This window comes from Achromobacter sp. 10T422, from assembly GCF_056394065.1.
Genome location: NZ_JBFTHD010000001.1, coordinates 326,164 through 344,219 on the forward strand (window position 1 = coordinate 326,164; position 18,056 = coordinate 344,219).

At 65.0% G+C, this 18,056-nt stretch carries 21 protein-coding genes; 16 read left to right on the forward strand and 5 right to left on the reverse strand.

The annotated features are described in order from the left end of the window. From AC1DB0_RS01420 to AC1DB0_RS01430, 3 genes are read left to right on the forward strand one after another with little or no spacing between them, the layout of a single operon-like run. Window positions 1-990: an ABC transporter ATP-binding protein gene (locus AC1DB0_RS01420; RefSeq protein WP_054421553.1), complete on the forward strand. Its 990-nt coding sequence runs from the start codon at window positions 1-3 to the stop codon at window positions 988-990. Continuing rightward, window positions 987-2,012, forward strand: a complete 1,026-nt coding sequence (locus AC1DB0_RS01425) for an ABC transporter ATP-binding protein (protein ID WP_447577957.1) — start codon at window positions 987-989, stop codon at window positions 2,010-2,012. The genes AC1DB0_RS01420 and AC1DB0_RS01425 overlap by 4 nt, the downstream gene beginning before the upstream one ends. Further along, the gene (locus AC1DB0_RS01430) at window positions 2,009-3,403 is read left to right on the forward strand and encodes a M20 family metallopeptidase (RefSeq protein ID WP_441370967.1); all 1,395 of its coding nucleotides are present in this window, start codon (window positions 2,009-2,011) and stop codon (window positions 3,401-3,403) included. Before AC1DB0_RS01425 ends, AC1DB0_RS01430 begins: the two co-directional genes overlap by 4 nt. A 29-nt stretch (window positions 3,404-3,432) precedes the next feature. Here AC1DB0_RS01430 and AC1DB0_RS01435 read toward each other — a convergent pair whose 3' ends face one another. Continuing rightward, complete coding sequence (locus AC1DB0_RS01435; RefSeq protein WP_476756765.1) at window positions 3,433-4,311, reverse strand: LysR family transcriptional regulator; 879 nt, start codon at window positions 4,309-4,311, stop codon at window positions 3,433-3,435. Between the two features lie 113 nt (window positions 4,312-4,424). Here AC1DB0_RS01435 and AC1DB0_RS01440 point away from each other — a divergent pair, with 113 nt between their 5' ends. Beyond that, entirely contained in the window at window positions 4,425-4,844 is a 420-nt protein-coding gene (locus AC1DB0_RS01440; RefSeq protein ID WP_054421546.1) for a hypothetical protein, read from the forward strand. 133 nt (window positions 4,845-4,977) lie between these two features. Then, entirely contained in the window at window positions 4,978-5,994 is a 1,017-nt protein-coding gene (locus tag AC1DB0_RS01445; RefSeq protein ID WP_476756764.1) for a tripartite tricarboxylate transporter substrate-binding protein, read from the forward strand. An 86-nt stretch (window positions 5,995-6,080) separates the two neighbouring features. Here the strand turns inward: AC1DB0_RS01445 and AC1DB0_RS01450 are convergent, their stop codons facing one another. Beyond that, a complete protein-coding gene (locus AC1DB0_RS01450) occupies window positions 6,081-6,701 on the reverse strand; it encodes a TetR/AcrR family transcriptional regulator (protein ID WP_054421544.1) in 621 nt (206 codons plus the stop codon). A 321-nt stretch (window positions 6,702-7,022) separates the two neighbouring features. Between AC1DB0_RS01450 and AC1DB0_RS01455 the strand changes: the two genes are divergently transcribed. Then, complete coding sequence (locus tag AC1DB0_RS01455) at window positions 7,023-7,640, forward strand: hypothetical protein (RefSeq protein WP_346550136.1); 618 nt, start codon at window positions 7,023-7,025, stop codon at window positions 7,638-7,640. A 123-nt stretch (window positions 7,641-7,763) separates the two neighbouring features. Next, window positions 7,764-8,747 carry a Bug family tripartite tricarboxylate transporter substrate binding protein gene (locus AC1DB0_RS01460; protein WP_427947224.1) on the forward strand — a complete coding sequence of 328 codons (984 nt, stop codon included), beginning with the start codon at window positions 7,764-7,766 and terminating at the stop codon, window positions 8,745-8,747. A 20-nt stretch (window positions 8,748-8,767) separates the two neighbouring features. Here AC1DB0_RS01460 and AC1DB0_RS01465 read toward each other — a convergent pair whose 3' ends face one another. The 3 genes from AC1DB0_RS01465 to AC1DB0_RS01475 are packed head-to-tail and all read right to left on the reverse strand — an operon-like array spanning window position 8,768 to window position 11,567. Then, window positions 8,768-8,983, reverse strand: coding sequence for a hypothetical protein (locus tag AC1DB0_RS01465; RefSeq protein WP_447981884.1), 216 nt, complete (start codon window positions 8,981-8,983; stop codon window positions 8,768-8,770). A gap of 13 nt (window positions 8,984-8,996) precedes the next feature. Beyond that, complete coding sequence (locus AC1DB0_RS01470) at window positions 8,997-9,503, reverse strand: 2-thiouracil desulfurase family protein (protein ID WP_476756763.1); 507 nt, start codon at window positions 9,501-9,503, stop codon at window positions 8,997-8,999. A gap of 36 nt (window positions 9,504-9,539) precedes the next feature. Further along, a complete protein-coding gene (locus tag AC1DB0_RS01475) occupies window positions 9,540-11,567 on the reverse strand; it encodes an NYN domain-containing protein (RefSeq protein ID WP_476756762.1) in 2,028 nt (675 codons plus the stop codon). A 103-nt stretch (window positions 11,568-11,670) separates the two neighbouring features. Here AC1DB0_RS01475 and AC1DB0_RS01480 point away from each other — a divergent pair, with 103 nt between their 5' ends. The 9 genes from AC1DB0_RS01480 to AC1DB0_RS01520 all read left to right on the forward strand — a co-directional run bounded on the left by AC1DB0_RS01480 (window position 11,671) and on the right by AC1DB0_RS01520 (window position 17,979). After that, window positions 11,671-12,246: a GNAT family N-acetyltransferase gene (locus AC1DB0_RS01480; RefSeq protein ID WP_476756761.1), complete on the forward strand. Its 576-nt coding sequence runs from the start codon at window positions 11,671-11,673 to the stop codon at window positions 12,244-12,246. Window positions 12,247-12,457: 211 nt separating this feature from the next. Further along, a complete protein-coding gene (locus AC1DB0_RS01485; protein WP_054421534.1) occupies window positions 12,458-13,330 on the forward strand; it encodes a motility protein A in 873 nt (290 codons plus the stop codon). Next, window positions 13,327-14,454, forward strand: a complete 1,128-nt coding sequence (locus tag AC1DB0_RS01490; RefSeq protein ID WP_476756760.1) for an OmpA/MotB family protein — start codon at window positions 13,327-13,329, stop codon at window positions 14,452-14,454. The genes AC1DB0_RS01485 and AC1DB0_RS01490 overlap by 4 nt, the downstream gene beginning before the upstream one ends. A gap of 152 nt (window positions 14,455-14,606) precedes the next feature. Next, entirely contained in the window at window positions 14,607-14,960 is a 354-nt protein-coding gene (locus AC1DB0_RS01495) for a YciI family protein (RefSeq protein WP_054421532.1), read from the forward strand. A gap of 98 nt (window positions 14,961-15,058) precedes the next feature. Then, a complete protein-coding gene (locus tag AC1DB0_RS01500; RefSeq protein ID WP_441370958.1) occupies window positions 15,059-15,310 on the forward strand; it encodes a FitA-like ribbon-helix-helix domain-containing protein in 252 nt (83 codons plus the stop codon). Further along, window positions 15,307-15,726, forward strand: coding sequence for a PIN domain-containing protein (locus AC1DB0_RS01505; protein WP_476758578.1), 420 nt, complete (start codon window positions 15,307-15,309; stop codon window positions 15,724-15,726). The genes AC1DB0_RS01500 and AC1DB0_RS01505 overlap by 4 nt, the downstream gene beginning before the upstream one ends. A gap of 136 nt (window positions 15,727-15,862) precedes the next feature. Next, entirely contained in the window at window positions 15,863-16,282 is a 420-nt protein-coding gene (locus AC1DB0_RS01510; RefSeq protein ID WP_476756759.1) for a YciI family protein, read from the forward strand. Window positions 16,283-16,300: 18 nt separating this feature from the next. Next, window positions 16,301-16,708, forward strand: coding sequence for a VOC family protein (locus tag AC1DB0_RS01515; RefSeq protein WP_054421526.1), 408 nt, complete (start codon window positions 16,301-16,303; stop codon window positions 16,706-16,708). Then, window positions 16,705-17,979: an RNA polymerase sigma factor gene (locus AC1DB0_RS01520; RefSeq protein WP_476756758.1), complete on the forward strand. Its 1,275-nt coding sequence runs from the start codon at window positions 16,705-16,707 to the stop codon at window positions 17,977-17,979. The genes AC1DB0_RS01515 and AC1DB0_RS01520 overlap by 4 nt, the downstream gene beginning before the upstream one ends. Window positions 17,980-18,056 lie beyond the last annotated feature (77 nt).

Here is an 18,056-nt window from a genome sequence, read left to right on the forward strand (position 1 = left end):
ATGGCCGACAAAGAAATCGTTTTGGACGTGCAGGGGCTGACGGTCGATATCGCCACGCCGCGCGGCGCGCTGCATGCCGTGCGCGACGTGTCATTCCAGGTCAAGCGCGGCGAAACGCTGTGCCTGGTGGGCGAATCGGGCTGCGGGAAATCAATGACGTCGCTGGCCATCATGGGCTTGCTGCCCAAGGCCGCCAAGCGCACCACGCGCCGGCTGGCGGTGCTGGGCGAAGACCTGTCGGCCGCGCGCGGACGGCGTATCAACGCGCTGCGCGGCAGCAAGATGGCGATGATCTTCCAGGAACCGATGACGGCGCTGAACCCCGCCTATGCCATCGGCGAACAACTCACCGAACACTACATCCACCATCGCCACGCCAGCGCGCAGCAAGCGCGCGACCGCGCCGTTGAACTGCTGGAAAAGGTGGGCATTGCCTCGGCCGGGCAACGGCTGACACAGTACCCGCATCAGTTATCCGGCGGCTTGCGCCAGCGCGTGATGATTGCGATGGCGCTGATGTGCGGCCCGGAACTGCTGATTGCCGACGAGCCCAGCACCGCGCTGGACGTCACCATTCAGGCGCAGATTCTGCGCTTGCTGGCCGACCTGCAAGCCGAGCTGGGTATTGCGATGGTGCTGATCACACACGATCTGGGCGTGGTGGCGCGCATCGCACAGCAGGTTGCGGTGATGTATGCCGGGCAGATCGTCGAAGAAGGCCCGGTTGAAGATATCTTCGCCACGCCGCGCCATCCGTATACGCAGGGGCTGCTGGGCTGTATTCCCGTGCCTGGCCGCACGCCACCCGGCGAATCGCTGGGGACGATACCCGGCGTGGTGCCCTCGCTGGTGGGCGACTTGCGCGGCTGCGCCTTTGCCGACCGTTGCCGCTATGTGCAACCGCAATGCCGCGACACCATTCCCGTCTACGGCCATCCGCCCGAACAGCAATGGCGCTGCATCCGCCAAGAGGAAGGAGTTACGGCATGAGCGCGCTCTTGCAAGCTGAAGCCGTCAGCCGGCAATTTTCGATCCGCACGGGCATGTTCCGTCCGCGCAGCACCTTGCACGCGGTCAACGGCGTGGACCTATCCGTGGAACGCGGCGCGGTGCTGGGCATCGTCGGGGAATCGGGCTGCGGAAAATCCACGCTGGCCCGCATGCTGCTGGGCCTGACGCCGCCCAGCGAAGGCGCCATCAAGCTCGACGGCCAGGACATCCGGCAGATGGACCGCCGCGCGCTCGCCCGCCGCGTGCAGCCGATTTTCCAGGACCCGTATTCGTCGTTGAACCCGCGCCGTTCCATTGCGTCCATCGTGTCGCTGCCGCTGGAAGTGCACGGCATTCCCAACCCGAAGCTGCACAAGGCCATCGAGATGCTGGAACGCGTGGGCCTGCCGCCGCGTCTGGCGCACAACACGCCGGGGCAGTTGTCGGGCGGGCAACGGCAGCGCGTGGCGATTGCGCGCGCGCTGGTCATGAACCCGGAAATCGTCATCTGCGACGAACCAACATCCGCGTTGGACGTATCCGTGCAGGCGCAGATCATGAACCTGCTGATGGACCTGCGCCGCGAATTCAACCTGACCTATGTCTTCATCAGCCACAACCTGGCGGTGGTGGAGCATATTGCCACCGACGTGGCCGTGATGTATCTGGGCCGCGTGGTGGAATCCGCCCCCACGGCCAAGCTGTTTCACGACCCGCGCCATCCGTATACGCAAGCGCTGCTGGCTTCCGTGCTGACGCCCGAGCCCGGCCTGGGCATTCCCGACATGGGGCTGGGGCTGTCCTTTCCCGACCCGCTGCATCCGCCATCAGGCTGCCCGTTTCACCCGCGCTGCCAGTACGCCATGGCCCAATGCAAAACCGAACGGCCAGCGCTGACGCTGCGTGATGCGTCGGTAGTGGCCTGCCATCTGTATCCCCCGGCATCGTCTTCCCTTGCCGCATCGAATGCGTCTTCACCGCTAACTTCGATACCCACTTCCACCGGAGCCCGACCATCATGACCCGTGAGCAAGCCATCGCCCAAGCGGAACTCTGTTTTGATTCGGGCGCCTTCCGCGCGCTGCTGGCGCGCCGGTTGGCGCTGCCCACGGAAAGCCAGAATCCCGAACGCGCCGCCGTGCTGGCGGATTACCTGGAGTCTGAAATCCGCCCGGCGTTTGAAGCGCTGGGTTTCACCTGCCGCACCCTGACGCACCCGAAGGCGCTGGCGCCCTTCCTGTATGCCGAACGTATCGAAGACCCGGCCCTGCCCACTGTGCTGGGCTACGGCCATGGCGACGTCATCCGCGGGCTGGAAAAAGAATGGAAGGATGGCCTGTCGCCCTGGGCGCTGACCGAAGCCGAAGGCCGCTGGTACGGGCGCGGCATTGCCGACAACAAGGGCCAGCACACCATCAATATGGAAGCGCTGCGCCTGGTGCTGGAAGCGCGCGGCAAGCTGGGGTTCAACGCCAAGTACCTGATTGAAATGGGCGAAGAGACGGGGTCGATGGGCTTGCGTGAACTGTGCGCAGAGCATCGCGACCTGCTCGCCGCCGATCTGCTGATTGCCTCTGACGGCCCGCGCCTGGCCGCCCAGCGCCCGACCATTTTCCTGGGCGCACGCGGCAGCCTGAACTTTGACCTGAGCATTGAAGCGCGTGCGGGCGGCCACCATTCGGGTAACTGGGGCGGGCTGATTTCCAACCCGGGCATCCAGCTGGCGCACGCCATTTCCACCATCGTGTCGCCCACCGGCCAAATCCGCATCCCGGAATGGGTGCCCGCCGAATTGCCCGCCGCCGTGCGCCGCGCGCTGGCCGACTGTCAGGTGGATGGCGGCGCGGACGGCCCCGAGATTGAACCCGACTGGGGCGAGCCCGGCTTGTCGCCCGCCGAACGCGTGTTTGGCTGGTGCTCGTTTGAAGTGCTGGCCTACAAGACCGGCAACCCCGACACGCCCGTCAACGCGATTCCGCCACGCGCCTGGGCGCGTTGCCAATTGCGCTTTGTGGTGGGCGTGAACCCGGACGACCTGATCCCCGCGCTGCGCCGTCATCTGGACAGCCATGGCTTTCCGATGGTGAAGATTGCGCTGACGCGCGAATCCATGTTCTGCGCGACGCGCATTGACCCCGACGACGCCTGGGTGCAATGGGCGGTGGATTCGCTGGAGCGCACCTCGGGCCAGAAGACCGCGCTGCTGCCGAACCTGGGCGGGTCGCTGCCCAATGACATCTTCACGGATGTGCTGGGCCTGCGCACCATCTGGGTGCCGCATTCCTACCCGGGTTGTTCGCAGCATGCGCCCAATGAACATCTGCCGCCGGAACTACTGCGTCAGGCGCTGGGCTTGATGACGGGCTTGTACTGGGACTTGGGCGCGGGCGGCACGCCGGCCATCACGCGCTGAATTTTTCTGCGGACGGCGCGGCGCGGTAGCTACTTCCCCGTCCGCAGAAAATCAATGAAGCGACGCACCTTGGCGCTGACATGGCGCGTATCGGCGTACACCGCGTACACAGGCTGCGGCGGCAACGCGTAAGACGGCATCACCCGCTGCAACGCGCCGCGCGCCAAGGGCTCTGCCACCAGCCAGTCGGGCAGCGCCGCCACGCCGCAACCGCCTTCCGCAAACGCCAGCAACGCCGACGCCGTATCCGCATGCGCCACGGGCGACACGCGCAGCGTGTGCTCGCGCCCTTTGCTGTCCATCAAGCGCCACTGGTCGCTACGGCCCGGCCGATTCGCCAGCCACGGCATCGCGGCCAATGCCGCGAGCGACCGTGGCGTGCCTTGCTCCGCCAGCAACGCCGGGCTGGCCACCAACAGCAGCTTGAATTCACCGATGGGCGTGGCGCGGTACGTGGAATCCGCCAACGCGCCCACGCGGATCGCCACGTCCAGCCGTTCGCCAATCAAGTCCGCATGCGCCGACCCCGCCTGATAGCTGACTCGCAATGCCGGATGCTGCCTGGCGAACGCGGCGAGTGCTGGCGCGACGATGCGGTTGCCATAGTCCACCGACGCCGTCACCCGCAAACTGCCTGACAACGTCAGCTGCCCGGATCGCGCCTGGTCCACCGCGGCGTCGGCGTCACGCAGCAGCCGGGCGCAATCGCCGTAGAATCCCTCGCCCGCCTCGGTCAGCGCCAAGCGGCGCGTGCTGCGTGTCAGCAGCGCCACGCCCAGCTCCTGTTCCAGCTGCTTCACGTTGAAACTGACAACCGCCTTGGTCGTGCCCAGCGCGTCGGCCGCCGCCGTGAACGAGCCGGCGTCCACCACGGCGACAAACATCGACAGACGATTCAGGTTGATCATGGCAAGGATTGATTGTCAAAATAATCCGAACAGTATATCTAGCTGTGGGCTGTTTTTTAGAACATGGCAGGCTGCCTAGAATGGCGCTCCTTGTTGATATCACTGCGCTTTCCATGACGGATTTTTCTTCTTCCCACCCGCCTTCGCCGCAGGACGCCCACGTGCAGTTTGCGCTGGACGTTCATGCACACATCGAACAATGGATCGGACAGACCGACGCGCCGGCATCCGTGTTGACTGCCCTGCTTGGCAGCTTTGCGCCTGCGTTCAGCATGATCACGACCGACGGACAACGCCTGCCGCACGGGGCATTGGCTGCGTTGTTCGCCGGCTTGCGCGGGTCGCGTCCGGGCTTGAAGATTCAGATCGATGAATGGGCGGTGCAATATGCGGATGCGGGCTCGGCCGTGCTGACCTATCGCGAACGCCACACCTGGAACGGCGGCGTCACGCAGCGGCGCGCCACTGCGCTGTTCACGCCGGGCGAAGATGGCCAGCCGCAATGGGCGCATCTGCACGAAACCTGGGCCTGATCCGGGCGCTATATCCCCGATAGCTATAAACAAGCGGCAAATAAATCGTTGGCGGGCGCGCCATGACTCTTTAGAGTCCAACGCCTTCGCGCCCCCACATTCGGCGGGCGCGCCAACGCTACGAGCCGCTGTCATGCCTACCCAATTTCAAGCTGTACGCCGCACCCCCCTGCAATCTCAAGCGTTACGCCGCAGCACCCTGCTCGGCTTGCTGGCCTTTGCCGGCGCCGCGCTCACCGGCGCAGGCGCCGCCCATGCCGAGCAACGCGTCATCCGCATCGTGGTGCCTTATGGCACCGGCGCGGTGCAGGACACCATCGCGCGCGCCATTGGCGACGAACTCGGCCAGGCGCTGAACGCCTCGATCGTGGTGGAGAACCGCGCAGGCGCGGGCGGCACGGTAGGCACGTCACAAGTGGCGCGCGCCAACCCGGACGGCAACACGCTGGTGCTGGCCGCCGCCAGTCACAACATTGCCGGCTACCTATACAAGAACCTGAGCTACGACCCCTACAAGGACTTCACCGGCGTGGCGTATCTGGGCAACACCGGCTACATCATCCTGGCGTCCTCCAGCTTGAACGCAAAGACCCCCGCCGACTTCATCCAGGCCGTCAAAGCCAAGCCCGGCGCGTACGACTATGCGTCGGCCGGCAATGGCAGCGCATCGCACCTGGGCATGGCGTCCTTCCTGGCCACGGCCGGCGCGCAGATGCAGCACATCCCCATGAAGTCCACGGGCGACGCCGTCACCGAACTGCTGGCCGGCCGCGTGCAAGCCGTGACCGCCGCCACCATCGGCGTCACCGCCTATCGCAACGACCCGCGCGTGACGTTCCTGGCCTACACCGGCAAGTCCCGCTCGCGCTTCGCACCCGACCTGCCCACCGTCGCCGAAAGCGGCCTGCCCGGCTACGCCTTCGATTCCTGGCTGGGCCTGCTGGCCCCCGCTGGCCTGCCCGCCGCCGAACGCGACAAGATCAACGCGGCCGTCAACAAGGTGCTCGCGGACCCCAAGGTGCAAACCCGCCTGGCATCGCTGGGCGTGGAAGCCGAAGCGAAAACCCCGGCCCAGTTTCAGGAGCTGCTGAAAGCGGATTGGGAAGCAGCGGGTAAATTGGTCGCGGCGTCGGGCGCACGGGTGGAGTAAGCCCACGGGCGCCGGCTGCAATTGGCGGACGACGTCAGCCAATTGCAGCCGATCGCATCCGCGACCGCCCAAAAAAAAGCCTCCGGCTAGGAGGCTTGTCGTTGAGGGTGGCGTATGCCATCCAGTAGTAAGTCTGTGATGAATTCCGCTAGCGCCTGTTGCTGGACCGCATCCGGCATCTGGCGCGTGAAGCGTTCGATGATGCCCATCAGCGACTGCGCAAACCAGTCCGCTGAAATCTCCGGGCGGAACAGGCCCGCCTGCTGCTCGGCGCGAATGTTGTCAGCAATCATCGCCACCAGTTCGTCCTTCAACGCTTCMGCCGCCGCCACTTGAAAGAAGCCGATGCGGGTCAGGTTGGGGTCTTCTTGCAGGATGGCAAGCAGGCCCAGGACGCCACGGCGGATGCGGTCCGCCAGTTCGGTGCCGTCAAGGCTGGCCGGTAAACGCGCCTGGCTGATGGCCTGGCGCAAGCGTTGCGCGAACATGCCGACCAATTCGTCGTAGGCCGCTTGCTTGCTTGAGAAGTATTGATAAAAGACAGGCTGCGTCACGCCGGCCCGGGCGACGATGTCGCTGATCCGGGTATGCTGAAATCCGCGTTCGGCGAACTCCGCTGCGGCAACCTCCAACAGCTGTAAGCGGGTGCGTTCACCTTTGGTGAGACGCTTGTCTTGCGATAAAGATGGGGGTAGTGCCGTAATCATCGCGAGAAAGTACTACCGTTCACCGCTTTCCGCTACTACTTCGCAGGCGTTGCGAAACGCACTGTGACCGCTCTGACACCGCGCGCGAATGAACGGCCTTCCAAGCTGACAAAACCCTGAAACAACTGCCGTCGCGATTTCGCGACAAAGGGTGTGGCAGCAACGCCGCGTCCCAACCGGCCCCGTTTGAAGTCACTTGAAATAGCAGTAGCGTTTGCAACCACTTTTGATGCGGACGCACTGGCACGCGCAGCAGTAAAGTAGTGCTATCGCCGCACGTCTTTTACGAAAGGCTGTGGGCGGCGAATCAGGAGCAAGATCATGAAACGGTTTACAGGCCGGATGGTAGTCGTGGCGTTGGCGCTTGCCGTTGCAAGCGCACCTGTGATGGCTGGCGGACGCGGGGGTGGCTGGGGCGGTGGCGGCTATGGTGGCGGTGGCTACCATGGTGGCTATCACGGCGGTAATAACTATCACCATCATGGCGGTGGCGGCAGCAGCTCGGCCGGGTGGTGGGTAGGCGGCGCATTTGCCTTGGCCGCGGTTGGCCTCTTGCTGGCGGCTGACTCTGGCCCCAGTTATGTGCAGACAGGCGTCTATGCCTCGCCGGGCGTGGCTTACACCAGTCCGCCCGTGTATGCCGCACCCGTGTATGCCGCACCCGCCTATGCCGCACCGGTGTATGCCGCGCCCGTCTACGAAGCGCCGCCCGTTGCCTACGCGCAACCGCAGCCGCAATACGCGCCCGTGCAATATGAATCGGCGCCCAAGGTCAATTCGGCCCAGGCCAACGCCACCAACGAATGCCAGCGCTGGGCCATGAACCAAAGCGGCTACGACCCGGCCACCATTTCGCAATGGACCACGCAGGTGATGGTGGACTCGTACAACCATTCGCTGGACTCCTGCATGACCAGCCGGGGCTACCGCGCCAACTAAGCTCGCAACCCCGGGCTTTCCCGATTGCCCCCACGCGCCGGCCTGCACACACTGCATGCCGGCGCGTTGCTTTGGATCGCCGTCATCACGCGCGGCCATGCCGCCGCGCAACAAGGGGAAGCCATGTTGAAGTTCAAGCGGCTAGCCGGCCTTTGCGCCGTCAGCGCGGTCTGTACCGTCTCGTTCACCGTTCAAGCCCAAGCCCAGGCTGACACCAAGCCGCAGGCCATGACCATCGTCGTGCCGTATGGCGCGGGCGGTATCGTCGACAACACCGCGCGGGCGTTTGCCCAGAAGCTGGCCACGGAACTGGGGCGGCCCGTCATCGTTGAAAATCGGGGCGGTGCGGGCGGCATGATCGGCATGAACACCGTGGCTCGCGCGCACGACGAGAACACGCTGGGCTTTACCGCTGTCAGCCCGGTGACCTTGTCGCCGCACGTGATGAAAACCTTGTACGACCCCCTGAAGGATCTGGCGCCGGTGGCGGCCGTGATGTATTCGCCGGTGTACCTGGTGGGTGGCCCGAAGTTCACCGGCAAGGATTTCAAAGCCATGCTGGATCAGGCCCGCGCAGACCCCGACGGCTTGTCGCTGGCGACGGCGGGCGTGGGGTCGCTGGGCCATCTGATGCTGGAACAGATCAATGGCCAGGCCAAGGTGCGCATCACGCATGTGCCGTACAAGGGCATGGCGCAGATGGTGCCCGATGCGCTGGGCGGCCAGTTCACGCTGATGCTGGTGAACGCGTCCGCGCCGGTCAACACGCTGATCGACGAAGGCAAACTCAAGCTGCTGGCGGTGGGCTCCCCTGCCCGCCTGCCTGCCCGCCCCAACACGCCGACGTTTGCCGAGCTGGGGTATCCGATGGCGAACATGACATCCACATTCGGATTTTTCGCGCCCGCCACCACCAGCGCCGACTTTCGCCAGCGCATGAACGCAATGATCAACAAAGTGGCGGCGATGCCCGACATCAGCAAGCCGCTGACCGAGGCGTTGAACATCATGTCGCCGGGCAGCGTCGAGCAATTCGCGGCGCAGGTGCAACGCGAATACGCCGACAACGGCAAAATCGTGAAGGCTGCGAATATCCGCAGTGAATAAGCGGCGGCAAGGCGGCGGGCTTAGCGCCGCCAGCCGCGCCAGATGAAGACGGCGCCGGCCGCCAGCAACACGGTTGCCGGCAGCACCCAGACAAAGCCCGAAGACGTGTAGACCACCTGGTCGACGGGGTCGTAGTAACGGCCCAGTTCGTTGAAGTCCCACTTCAAGTAGAACGCGTACCAGGCGTAGTAGAAGAAGGCGGACAGCGCCAGACACAGCGCGGCGCTGATACGCATGACGATACCCGCCCTACGCGCCATCTTCGGCCTCCAGCCGTAACAAACAGGCTTCGGCGTCGGCCCATTGCTTTTCGCTGAAGACCTGCACACCGGCGCGCGTCAGCAATTCCGCCGTCACGCCCACGCCCGGTTGGCGCTTGCCTGCGAAATGGCCGTCGTAGACATAGCGGCTGCCGCAGGATGGGCTGCCTTCCTTTAACACTGCGATGCGAATGCCGCGCTGTTCGGCAAGCGCCAGCGCCGCCTGGCCGCCTTGCACGAACGGCACGGTGACGTCGTCGCCCGTTACCGCGACCACGCGCGCGCCGTTATCCAGCACGTCGGCGGCGCGTTTACCGGGTGCGATTTCAGCGGGCGGACGCGGGATGGGCATCCCGCCCGCCAGTTCCGGACAGACGGAGACGACCCGGCCTTCGGCGCGCCAGCGCACGAGGACGGCGTCATCGTGAGGCACCCCGCGCCCGTCGTAGCGCACGGGGTTGCCCAACAGGCAGGAACTGATCAACACGTATTGCATGGCGTAGCCTGCGCGGAAAAATGACGCCCTGAAAGATCAGGAAGCCGATTCATCCGACTTGCGCGGGCGACGGGAACGGCTGGCCGTTTTGGCGGGGGCTGCACCGGCATCGGCAGAGGCCGAGTCTGCGGGGGGTTGAGTTCCCGTTTTCGCTGCCGTCTTTGCCGCTGCGGTCTTGGTGCCCGGGCTGGTGGCGGTCTTTGTGGCCGTCTTGGTTGCAGTCTTAGTCGCCGTCTTCGTTGCAGTCTTAGTTGCAGTCTTGGTTGCAGTCTTGGTTGCAGTCTTGGTTGCCTTCTTAGCGGGCGCCGCAGTGGTCGTCTGCGTTGCCGTTTTCGCCGGGGCCTTCTCTTGCGCCTTCTTAGCTTCCTGCTCGGACGCTGCGCGGGCGGCAGCCTCGGCGGCGATGCGCGCGGCGCCGCCTTCAAACGGGTCCGACACCTTGACCGGCGTCTTGACCGATTCGCGGCGCGCCTCGGGCGGCGTTTCCACAAAAGTCCATTCCGCGATGTTCACAGCAGGCAGCGGCTGGCGCGCCTGCGGCAACGGGGTCGGCATGGGCGGCAGGCGCGAGGGTTGAACCGGCTTGGTTTCCTGCGCACGCGCCAGCGCATCGGCGCGCATGGCCTCGAGCTTGGCGGCTTCCTTGGCGAGCTCCTGCGCGGTTGCGCGATCGGCTTCCGCTTGCTTGCTGGCTTGGGCAGATGCCTCGGCCTGTGCCGCAGGCGACGCGGCGGCGGGGGCTTGCGCCACGTTCGCCGCGGCCTCGGGCGCCGCGGCCTGCACATCGGAAACTGCGTCAGCCGGGGCGGCTGCGGCCGGCGTATTCATGGACGCTACGTTTGCGTGTTGATCACTGTGCTGGCTGGCGCCTCGGCCCGACTTGCGGCCGCCACGCGATCTGCGGGAGGGCCGGGAATCGGTCTCTTCCTGAACGGCGTCGGTTTGCGCGGCGCCGGTATCGGCCGGCGCGGCGGCGGTCGTGGAAGCGGTGGTGGGAGCGGTGGCGGCGTGATGGCCTTGCGCGGCACGCGAGCTATTGTTGCGGCCGCCACGGTCTGCGCGGTCGGTCCGTTCGTTGCGCTCTGCGCGATCGCCACGGTCTGCCCGTTCGGTGCGCTCGGCACGGTCGCCGCGTTCGGTACGCTCTGTGCGATCACCGCGATCCGTGCGCTCTCCGCGATCGGCGCGAGCCGTAACCGGTGCGGTGTCGGCAACGTCGCCCGCATCCGCGCCATCCGCGCTATCGCGAAACACATACGTGCCGGCATTCTCTTCGCGGCCGACTTCCAGGAAGCCGCGCTTTTTTGCTTCGTCCAGCAAGTTGCCAAAGGCGCGGAAGCCGTAGTACGACTCGTTGAAATCCGGTTTGCGGCGCTTGAGCGCGTCCTTCAACGCGGATGCCCAGATCTTGCCGCTGTCGCCGCGTTCGGCCATCAGCGCCTCGAAGGTCTCGACAACCATCTCCACGGCCTGCGTCTTACGGGCGTCCAGCTCTTCCTTGCGGCGAATTTCTTCGTCGGGCGTGCGGCGCTGGCCGCCAGTGGCCGCACCGCGGTTATCGCGGCGGCCGTCGGCGGTACGCTGCACTTCGCGCGCCAGGTCGTCATAGAAGATGAATTCGTCGCAGTTGGCGATCAGCAAGTCCGACGTGGATTGCTTCACGCCCACGCCGATCACCTTCTTATTGTTCTCGCGCAGCTTGGATACCAGCGGGGAAAAATCAGAATCACCGCTGATGATCACGAACGTGTTGACGTGCGACTTGGTGTAGCAGAAGTCCAGCGCGTCCACCACCAGCCGGATGTCGGCCGAATTCTTGCCCGATTGGCGCACGTGCGGAATTTCGATCAGCTCGAAATTGGCCTCGTGCATGGGGGCCTTGAATTCCTTGTAGCGTTCCCAGTCGCAATAGGCTTTTTTGACGACGATGCTGCCCTTGAGCAGCAGGCGTTCCAGCACGGGACGAATGTCGAATTTCTGATACTTGGTGTCGCGCACACCCAGCGCCACGTTCTCGAAGTCGCAGAAAAGCGCCATGCTGACGTTTTCGTTGGGGGTATTCATATTCTTCTCCAAAGCCGAGGCGGCCACATTACACCGGGCCGCCAGATAGCGCTCATGATATACATATCCGCCTTCAGCCCATCATTTTGCCCGATCGCCCGCCGTGCCTGACGCCCCTGCCTACCCCGCCCTGGCCACCCCCAGACTGACGCTTCAGCCCCTGTGCATGCAGGACGCCGAGGCCATCCAGCGCATCTTTCCGCAATGGGAAGTGGTGCAGTTCCTGGCGGATCAGGTGCCTTGGCCCTACCCGGAGAACGGTGCGCGCGACTATCTTGAGCACGTGGCGCTGCCCGCCATCCAGCGGGGCGAAGAGTGGCATTGGACGCTGCGCACCCACGCCGACCCGGGCCGCATGATTGGCGTGGTCAGCCTGATGGACAACGATGCCAATAACAATCGCGGCTTTTGGCTGGACCCCGGTTTTCGCGGGCAAGGCTATATGACCGAAGCCAGCGAGGCCGTCACGGCCTATTGGTTCGACGTGTTGGGCAAGCCGCTGCTGCGCGCGCCCAAGGCCATCGTCAATACGGGGTCGCGCAAGATTTCCGAACGCGGCGGCATGCGCGTCGTGGCGGTTGAAGAACGCGGGTTTGTCAGCGGGCGCTACCCCGCCGAGATCTGGGAAATTACGCGTGAGGAATGGCAAGCGCGACAGGCGCTGCAAGCCGCGCAATGACGGCAGGCGCGGCCGGTTCGGCGCGGTTGACCCCGCTGATCCGCCCCTTTTTTCGTGCCTGCCCCGCCGCCCCCTGACAGGCAGCCTAAGCCGGCGCTTACCGGCCCTTTAGGCCCGCTTTCCGGCGAATTGACCCGAATGACTCCTGGCTAGAATTCCCGACATTCCGGCATTCCGCGCGTAGGGGTGCTTTTCCCTTCGGGCAAGATCCATGAATCCGTCTTCCGTCATCGGCGCCGTTGTTGGCCTGCTTACTCTGCTTATCGTCGTGGCGCTGTCCGCCACCGACGCCAGCATGTACTTCAACTTGCCAGGCCTGGCCATCGTCTTGGGCGGCACGTGCGCAGCCTTGTTCATCGCCTACCCGCTGCATGAAGTGCTGCGCGTGTTCTCGCTTGTGCGCACGGTGTTCCGCAACGACCAGCACGACCAGCAGCGCGACATCGAAGAACTCGTATCGATGGCGCAGCTGTGGATGAACACCGACGTCCACAAGGTCGAGCAAGCCCTGAAGAAAGTGTCGAACCCGTTCCTGCGCACGGGCGTGCAGCTGATCATCGACAACACCCCGGAAGACCAGATCATTGAAGTGCTGCAATGGCGCGTGGCGCGCCTGCGTGCCCGCGAACAGGCCGAGGCGCAGATGTTCCGCGTGATGGCGACCTTTGCCCCGGCCTTCGGGATGCTGGGCACGCTGGTTGCGCTGATCAACCTGATGGCCGTGCTGGGCGACGGCAGCATGACGATGATCGGCCAGCATCTGGCCGTGGGCCTGATGACGACGTTCTACGGCATCTTGCTGGCCAACCTGATCTGCAAACCGATCGCGCTGAAGCTCGAACGCCGCACCGCGCGCCGTGTGGAATCCATGAACATGGTGCTGCAAGGCATCTCGATGATGTGCGAGAAGCGCGGCCCGGCTGTGGTGCGCGAGACGCTGAATTCCTTCGTGCTGCACGTTGAAGACGAAATCTACGACGGTGGCGCTGGCGCCGCGCCCCAGGCCAAACCCAAGACGGAAGGCCAGGTCAAACCCGCCGCCCAGCCCGTCTCCATCAACCGCCCGGCCCCCGCGCGTCAATGAGCCTGATTTCTCCTTCCCTGGCGCAGCGGATCGAGCAGGCCCGCCAGGCCCAGTTGCGCGCGCAGAAAACGGCCGCCAACAACAGCGGCTGGCGCCCCAGCAAAAGTGACCGCAAAGACCGCTATTCCCGCTGGCACGTTGAAGAAACGGTCGAACAGGATTCCGAGAATTGGCTGCTCAGCTATCTGGACCTGATCACGCTGCTGCTGGCCATGCTGGTGGTGATGCTGGCCGTGTCGCGCCTGCATGGCCAGGCTTCCGGCCCGTCGGACCAGCCGATTGAACTGGTCGGCACGCTGGCCGCCGCTGGGCTGCCCAAGTACGACGGCGAATACGCTGAATTCGACACGCCCGCCATTCCCGCCAGTTGGGCCGAACCGCCCGCTGCCCCTGTGGCCACGGCCCCCGCCGCCCCCGCCGACGACGACAGCATGAAGGTGGCCGATGCCGCCCCGCCGCTGATGGCGCCGTCCAAGGAATCCTTGGGGCTGGGCGATCTGGGCAAGTCGGTGGACGTGATCATCAACGAGCAGTCCGTCAGCTTCCGGATCAGCAACGAACTGCTGTTCCCGTCGGGCCAGGCCACGCTCAGCCCGGCCGGCCTGGACGTGATCAAACGCCTGGCGACGATTCTGAACAAGAACGAACACCAGGTGTCGGTCGAAGGCCACAGCGACCCGGTGCCGATCCAGACGCGCCAGTTCGCTTCGAACTGGGAACTGTCCAGCAGCCGCGCCACCAGCGTGCTGCGCGAGCTGGTGCGAGACGGCGTCGCCGGCCAGCGCCTGCGGGCCGTGGGCTATGCGGAAACGCGCCCCATTGAATCCAATGACACGCCGGCCGGCCGCGCCGCCAACCGCCGCGTCGAACTGATCATGGATATTGCGCCGAAGCAGGCGCCGGCGAAGGAAGCGAAAGCACCGGCATCGGCGGCATCCTCGGCGGCACCGGCAACAGCCGGTTCGTCTTCGGCGGCTTCGGCAACAGCCGGTTCGGCATCGGCTGCTTCGGCATCGGCGGCTTCGGTAGCAGCACCGGCGGCGCAAGCGCCCGCGGCTACCGCGCCCGAATCCGCCGCTGCCGCGCCCGCGCCCGCCACGCAGCCGGCCCCGGCTCGCACCTAAGCCCCCCCGCAACAGGCCGGCGCGCGGCATCGCGCGCCACCATGACGATCTTCCAGGAAGGGTGACAAAAGTCTCCCTTCCAAGCTGGCGTGTGGCCGGGCAACAGCGTTAAGCTTCGCCCAATCCACCCTCAGGCCAGAACAGGAAACGCCATGTCCTATATGTTGCTGATCGTTGAACCGGTAGGCCAGCGCGCCCAGCGCACCCCCGAAGAAGGCCGCGAGGCCTATGCGCAAATGGTGCGCTACGCCGAAGAACTCAAAGGCCGCGGCCTGCTCGTCAGCGCTGAATCCCTGAAATCCGAATCCGAAAGCGTCCGCCTGCAAATTCGCGACGGCGAACGCTCGCTGATGGACGGCCCATACGCCGAAGCCAAGGAAATGATCGGCGGTTTTTTCCTGCTGACCTGTGACACCCGCGAAGAAGCCCTGGCGCTGGCCGCCGAGTGCCCGGCGGCGCAATGGGCAACGGTGGAAGTCCGGGAACTGGGGCCGTGCTTTATGTAGGAACGGGGCTTCGTCACGAGACGTAGCCACAGCCATTTGCACAAATGACTGCATATTCCTAGAATGCATTCAATGAATGCATCAGGAGTCTTCGCATCATGCCTATGTTGACCGTTAGAAATATCTCCGAAGAAGTGCACCGCGCACTGCGCGTGCGCGCCGCCCAACATGGCCGCAGCACCGAGGCCGAAGTGCGCGCCATCCTCGAAGAGGCCGTCAAGCCTGAAGGACGCGTCAAGCTCGGTTCATTGCTTGCGCAGATTGGTCGCCATGCCAAACTCACCGAACAGGAAGCTGCCCTGTTCGATCAACGCGACAAAACACCCGCCGCGCCACCGAGGTTTGAATGATCTTGCTAGATACGAACGTCATATCGGAGCCACTGCGCCAGGCGCCTGCCGACGCGGTCATTGAATGGATCGACCAGCAGCCGTTGGAGACGCTGTTTCTTTCCGCCGTCACTGTTGCCGAATTGCGGTTTGGTGTTGCCTGCATGCCGGCGGGTAAACGACGCGACACGTTGTACAGCGATCTGGAGCAACGCGTCCTGGCGCTATTTGCCGGGCGGGTATTGGCGTTCGATATCGCGGCGAGTCTGGAATACGCTGCGCTGATGGCGCGAGCCCGAGCCGCTGGCCAGGCGATTTCGGGCCCAGATGGATACATTGCGGCGACGGCTGCCGCGCATAGCATGAGCGTAGCCACCCGGGACGTTGCGCCGTTCKAAGCTGCGGGCGTATCGGTCATCAACCCCTGGGGCCATTGACACCCATCCTGGTATTTACCCTAGCTTCGCGACATTCCTGTCGATCTGAGTCACCCCCGTTCGTCGTCCCCCTGCAAGCCCCCGAAATTCCCTCCGGAACCCAGGTGGCGATGTCCTACCCCAAGGAGAGACTCAGATGCGATTCATGATCATCGTGCGGGCCACGCCCGATAGCGAAGCCGGCAAGATGCCGGACGAAAGCCTGCTTGCCTCGATGCTGACCTACCACGAGGCCCTGGCCAAAGCGGGCGCACTCCTCGATGCCAACGGCCTGCACCCCACAAGCAAAGGCTGGCGCGTGCAATACGACGGCCAGCCGGACGGCAAGCGCACCGTCATCGACGGCCCCTTCGCTGACACCAAGGAACTGATCGCCGGCTACACCTTGATTCAGGTGCGCTCGCGCGAGGAAGCGATGCAATGGGCCATGCGCTTTCCCTCGCCCTTTCCCGGCCAGCGCTGCGAGATCGAGGTGCGCCAGCTTTTTGAGCTGGACGAATTCGCCCCCAGCCAGGAAGTTGAACGATTTCGCGACATCACCGGCGTCAGCCACTGATCCTCTGGAGACCCCATCATGCACAAGAAAATCTTCGTCAACATCGCCATCGGCGACATGCAGAAATCGCAAGCCTTCTTCAAGCAGCTGGGCTTCACGTTCAACCCGCAGTTCACCAATGACCAGGGCGCCTGCATGGTGATCAGCGACGACATCTACGCGATGCTCCTGACCCGTGATTTCTTCAAGGGCTTTACCGACAAGCCGCTGGTGGACCCCAAGCAAGCCACCGAAGTGCTGATCTGCCTGTCATGCGAAAGCCGCGCCGAAGTCGATGACCTGGTCGCCCGCGCGCGGGCCGCCGGCGCCTCGGTGCCGCGCGAGCCGCAAGACCACGGCTTCATGTATGGCCACGGCTTCGAAGACCTGGACGGCCACATCTGGGAACTGGTCTACATGGTGCCCGGCGAGGTCCCCGCAGCATGACGCAAGCGGCCACGCATCGCGCCATTGAAGCCGTCTGGCGGATCGAGGCCGCCAGCGTCATCGCCGGCGTCGCGCGGCTGGTGCGCGACGTCGGGCTGGCCGAAGAACTGGCGCAGGATGCGCTGGTGGCCGCCCTGGAACGCTGGCCCGATACCGGCGTGCCGGACAACCCCGGAGCGTGGCTGATGACCACCGCAAAGAACCGCGCCCGCGACCGCTTGCGTCTGGACGCGCTGCACACCCGCAAGCACGAGCAGATCGGCCACGAGCTGGAAGCCTTGCATGCGGATGTGCAGCCCGACTTTGTCGACGCCCTGGACGCCGCGCGCCAGGACGACATTGGCGACGACCTTTTGCGCCTGGTCTTCACCGCCTGCCACCCCGTGCTGTCCACCGACGCCCGGGTGGCGTTGACGCTGCGCCTGCTGGGCGGGCTGTCTACCGCCGAGATCGCGCGCGCGTTTCTGGCGTCCGAATCAACCATCGCCCAGCGCATCGTGCGCGCCAAACGCAGCCTGACGGCGGCCAACGTGCCGTTTGAAGTGCCGCATGCACAAGACCGCGCGCCCCGGCTGGCGTCGGTGCTGGAAGTCATCTATCTGATCTTCAACGAAGGCTATTCAGCGACCTCGGGCGACGACTGGATGCGCCCGGCGCTGTGCGATGAAGCGCTGCGGCTGGGCCGCATCCTGGCCGAGCTGACGCCCGACGAAGCCGAAGTGCACGGCCTGGTCGCGCTAATGGAATTGCAGGCGTCACGCCTGCACGCCCGGACCGATGCGCAAGGCCGCCCCGTCCTGTTGATGGAACAGGACCGCAGCCGCTGGGACCCGCTGCTGATCCGGCGTGGGCTGGCCGCGCTGGCGCGCTCGGACGCGCAGGGCGGCGCACGCGGCCCGTATGCGCTGCAAGCGGAATTGGCCGCTAGCCATGCGCGCGCCCGCAAGCCAGAAGACACCGACTGGCCGCGCATTGTCGCGCTGTACGACGCGTTGGCGCAGGTGATGCCGTCGCCGGTGGTGGCGCTGAACCGCGCCGTTGCCGTGGGCATGGCCTTTGGCCCGCAAGCGGGTCTGGATCTGGCCGATGAGCTGTCCTCCAACCCCGCCCTGGCCAACTACCACTGGCTGCCCAGCGTGCGCGGCGACCTGCTCGCCAAGCTGGGCCGTCACGCCGAGGCACGCGCAGAATTTGAACGCGCGGCCGGCATGACACGCAACGCCCGCGAACAAGCGCTGTTGCTGGCGCGCGCCAAGGAAATGCCGGCGTAGACCGCGCGACTGTCAAATATTGTCAATGGACGCAACGCGCGGACAGGCCGGGAGTAGCCTGATCCGAATCGTGAAAA

Coding starts and splice junctions, on each gene's coding strand:
- AC1DB0_RS01420 (WP_054421553.1), top strand. CDS start 1: ATGGCCGACAAAGAAATCGTTTTGGACGTGCAGGGGCTGACGGTCGAT.
- AC1DB0_RS01425 (WP_447577957.1), top strand. CDS start 987: ATGAGCGCGCTCTTGCAAGCTGAAGCCGTCAGCCGGCAATTTTCGATC.
- AC1DB0_RS01430 (WP_441370967.1), top strand. CDS start 2,009: ATGACCCGTGAGCAAGCCATCGCCCAAGCGGAACTCTGTTTTGATTCG.
- AC1DB0_RS01435 (WP_476756765.1), bottom strand. CDS start 4,311: ATGATCAACCTGAATCGTCTGTCGATGTTTGTCGCCGTGGTGGACGCC.
- AC1DB0_RS01440 (WP_054421546.1), top strand. CDS start 4,425: ATGACGGATTTTTCTTCTTCCCACCCGCCTTCGCCGCAGGACGCCCAC.
- AC1DB0_RS01445 (WP_476756764.1), top strand. CDS start 4,978: ATGCCTACCCAATTTCAAGCTGTACGCCGCACCCCCCTGCAATCTCAA.
- AC1DB0_RS01455 (WP_346550136.1), top strand. CDS start 7,023: ATGAAACGGTTTACAGGCCGGATGGTAGTCGTGGCGTTGGCGCTTGCC.
- AC1DB0_RS01460 (WP_427947224.1), top strand. CDS start 7,764: ATGTTGAAGTTCAAGCGGCTAGCCGGCCTTTGCGCCGTCAGCGCGGTC.
- AC1DB0_RS01465 (WP_447981884.1), bottom strand. CDS start 8,983: ATGCGTATCAGCGCCGCGCTGTGTCTGGCGCTGTCCGCCTTCTTCTAC.
- AC1DB0_RS01470 (WP_476756763.1), bottom strand. CDS start 9,503: ATGCAATACGTGTTGATCAGTTCCTGCCTGTTGGGCAACCCCGTGCGC.
- AC1DB0_RS01475 (WP_476756762.1), bottom strand. CDS start 11,567: ATGAATACCCCCAACGAAAACGTCAGCATGGCGCTTTTCTGCGACTTC.
- AC1DB0_RS01485 (WP_054421534.1), top strand. CDS start 12,458: ATGAATCCGTCTTCCGTCATCGGCGCCGTTGTTGGCCTGCTTACTCTG.
- AC1DB0_RS01490 (WP_476756760.1), top strand. CDS start 13,327: ATGAGCCTGATTTCTCCTTCCCTGGCGCAGCGGATCGAGCAGGCCCGC.
- AC1DB0_RS01495 (WP_054421532.1), top strand. CDS start 14,607: ATGTCCTATATGTTGCTGATCGTTGAACCGGTAGGCCAGCGCGCCCAG.
- AC1DB0_RS01500 (WP_441370958.1), top strand. CDS start 15,059: ATGCCTATGTTGACCGTTAGAAATATCTCCGAAGAAGTGCACCGCGCA.
- AC1DB0_RS01510 (WP_476756759.1), top strand. CDS start 15,863: ATGCGATTCATGATCATCGTGCGGGCCACGCCCGATAGCGAAGCCGGC.
- AC1DB0_RS01515 (WP_054421526.1), top strand. CDS start 16,301: ATGCACAAGAAAATCTTCGTCAACATCGCCATCGGCGACATGCAGAAA.
- AC1DB0_RS01520 (WP_476756758.1), top strand. CDS start 16,705: ATGACGCAAGCGGCCACGCATCGCGCCATTGAAGCCGTCTGGCGGATC.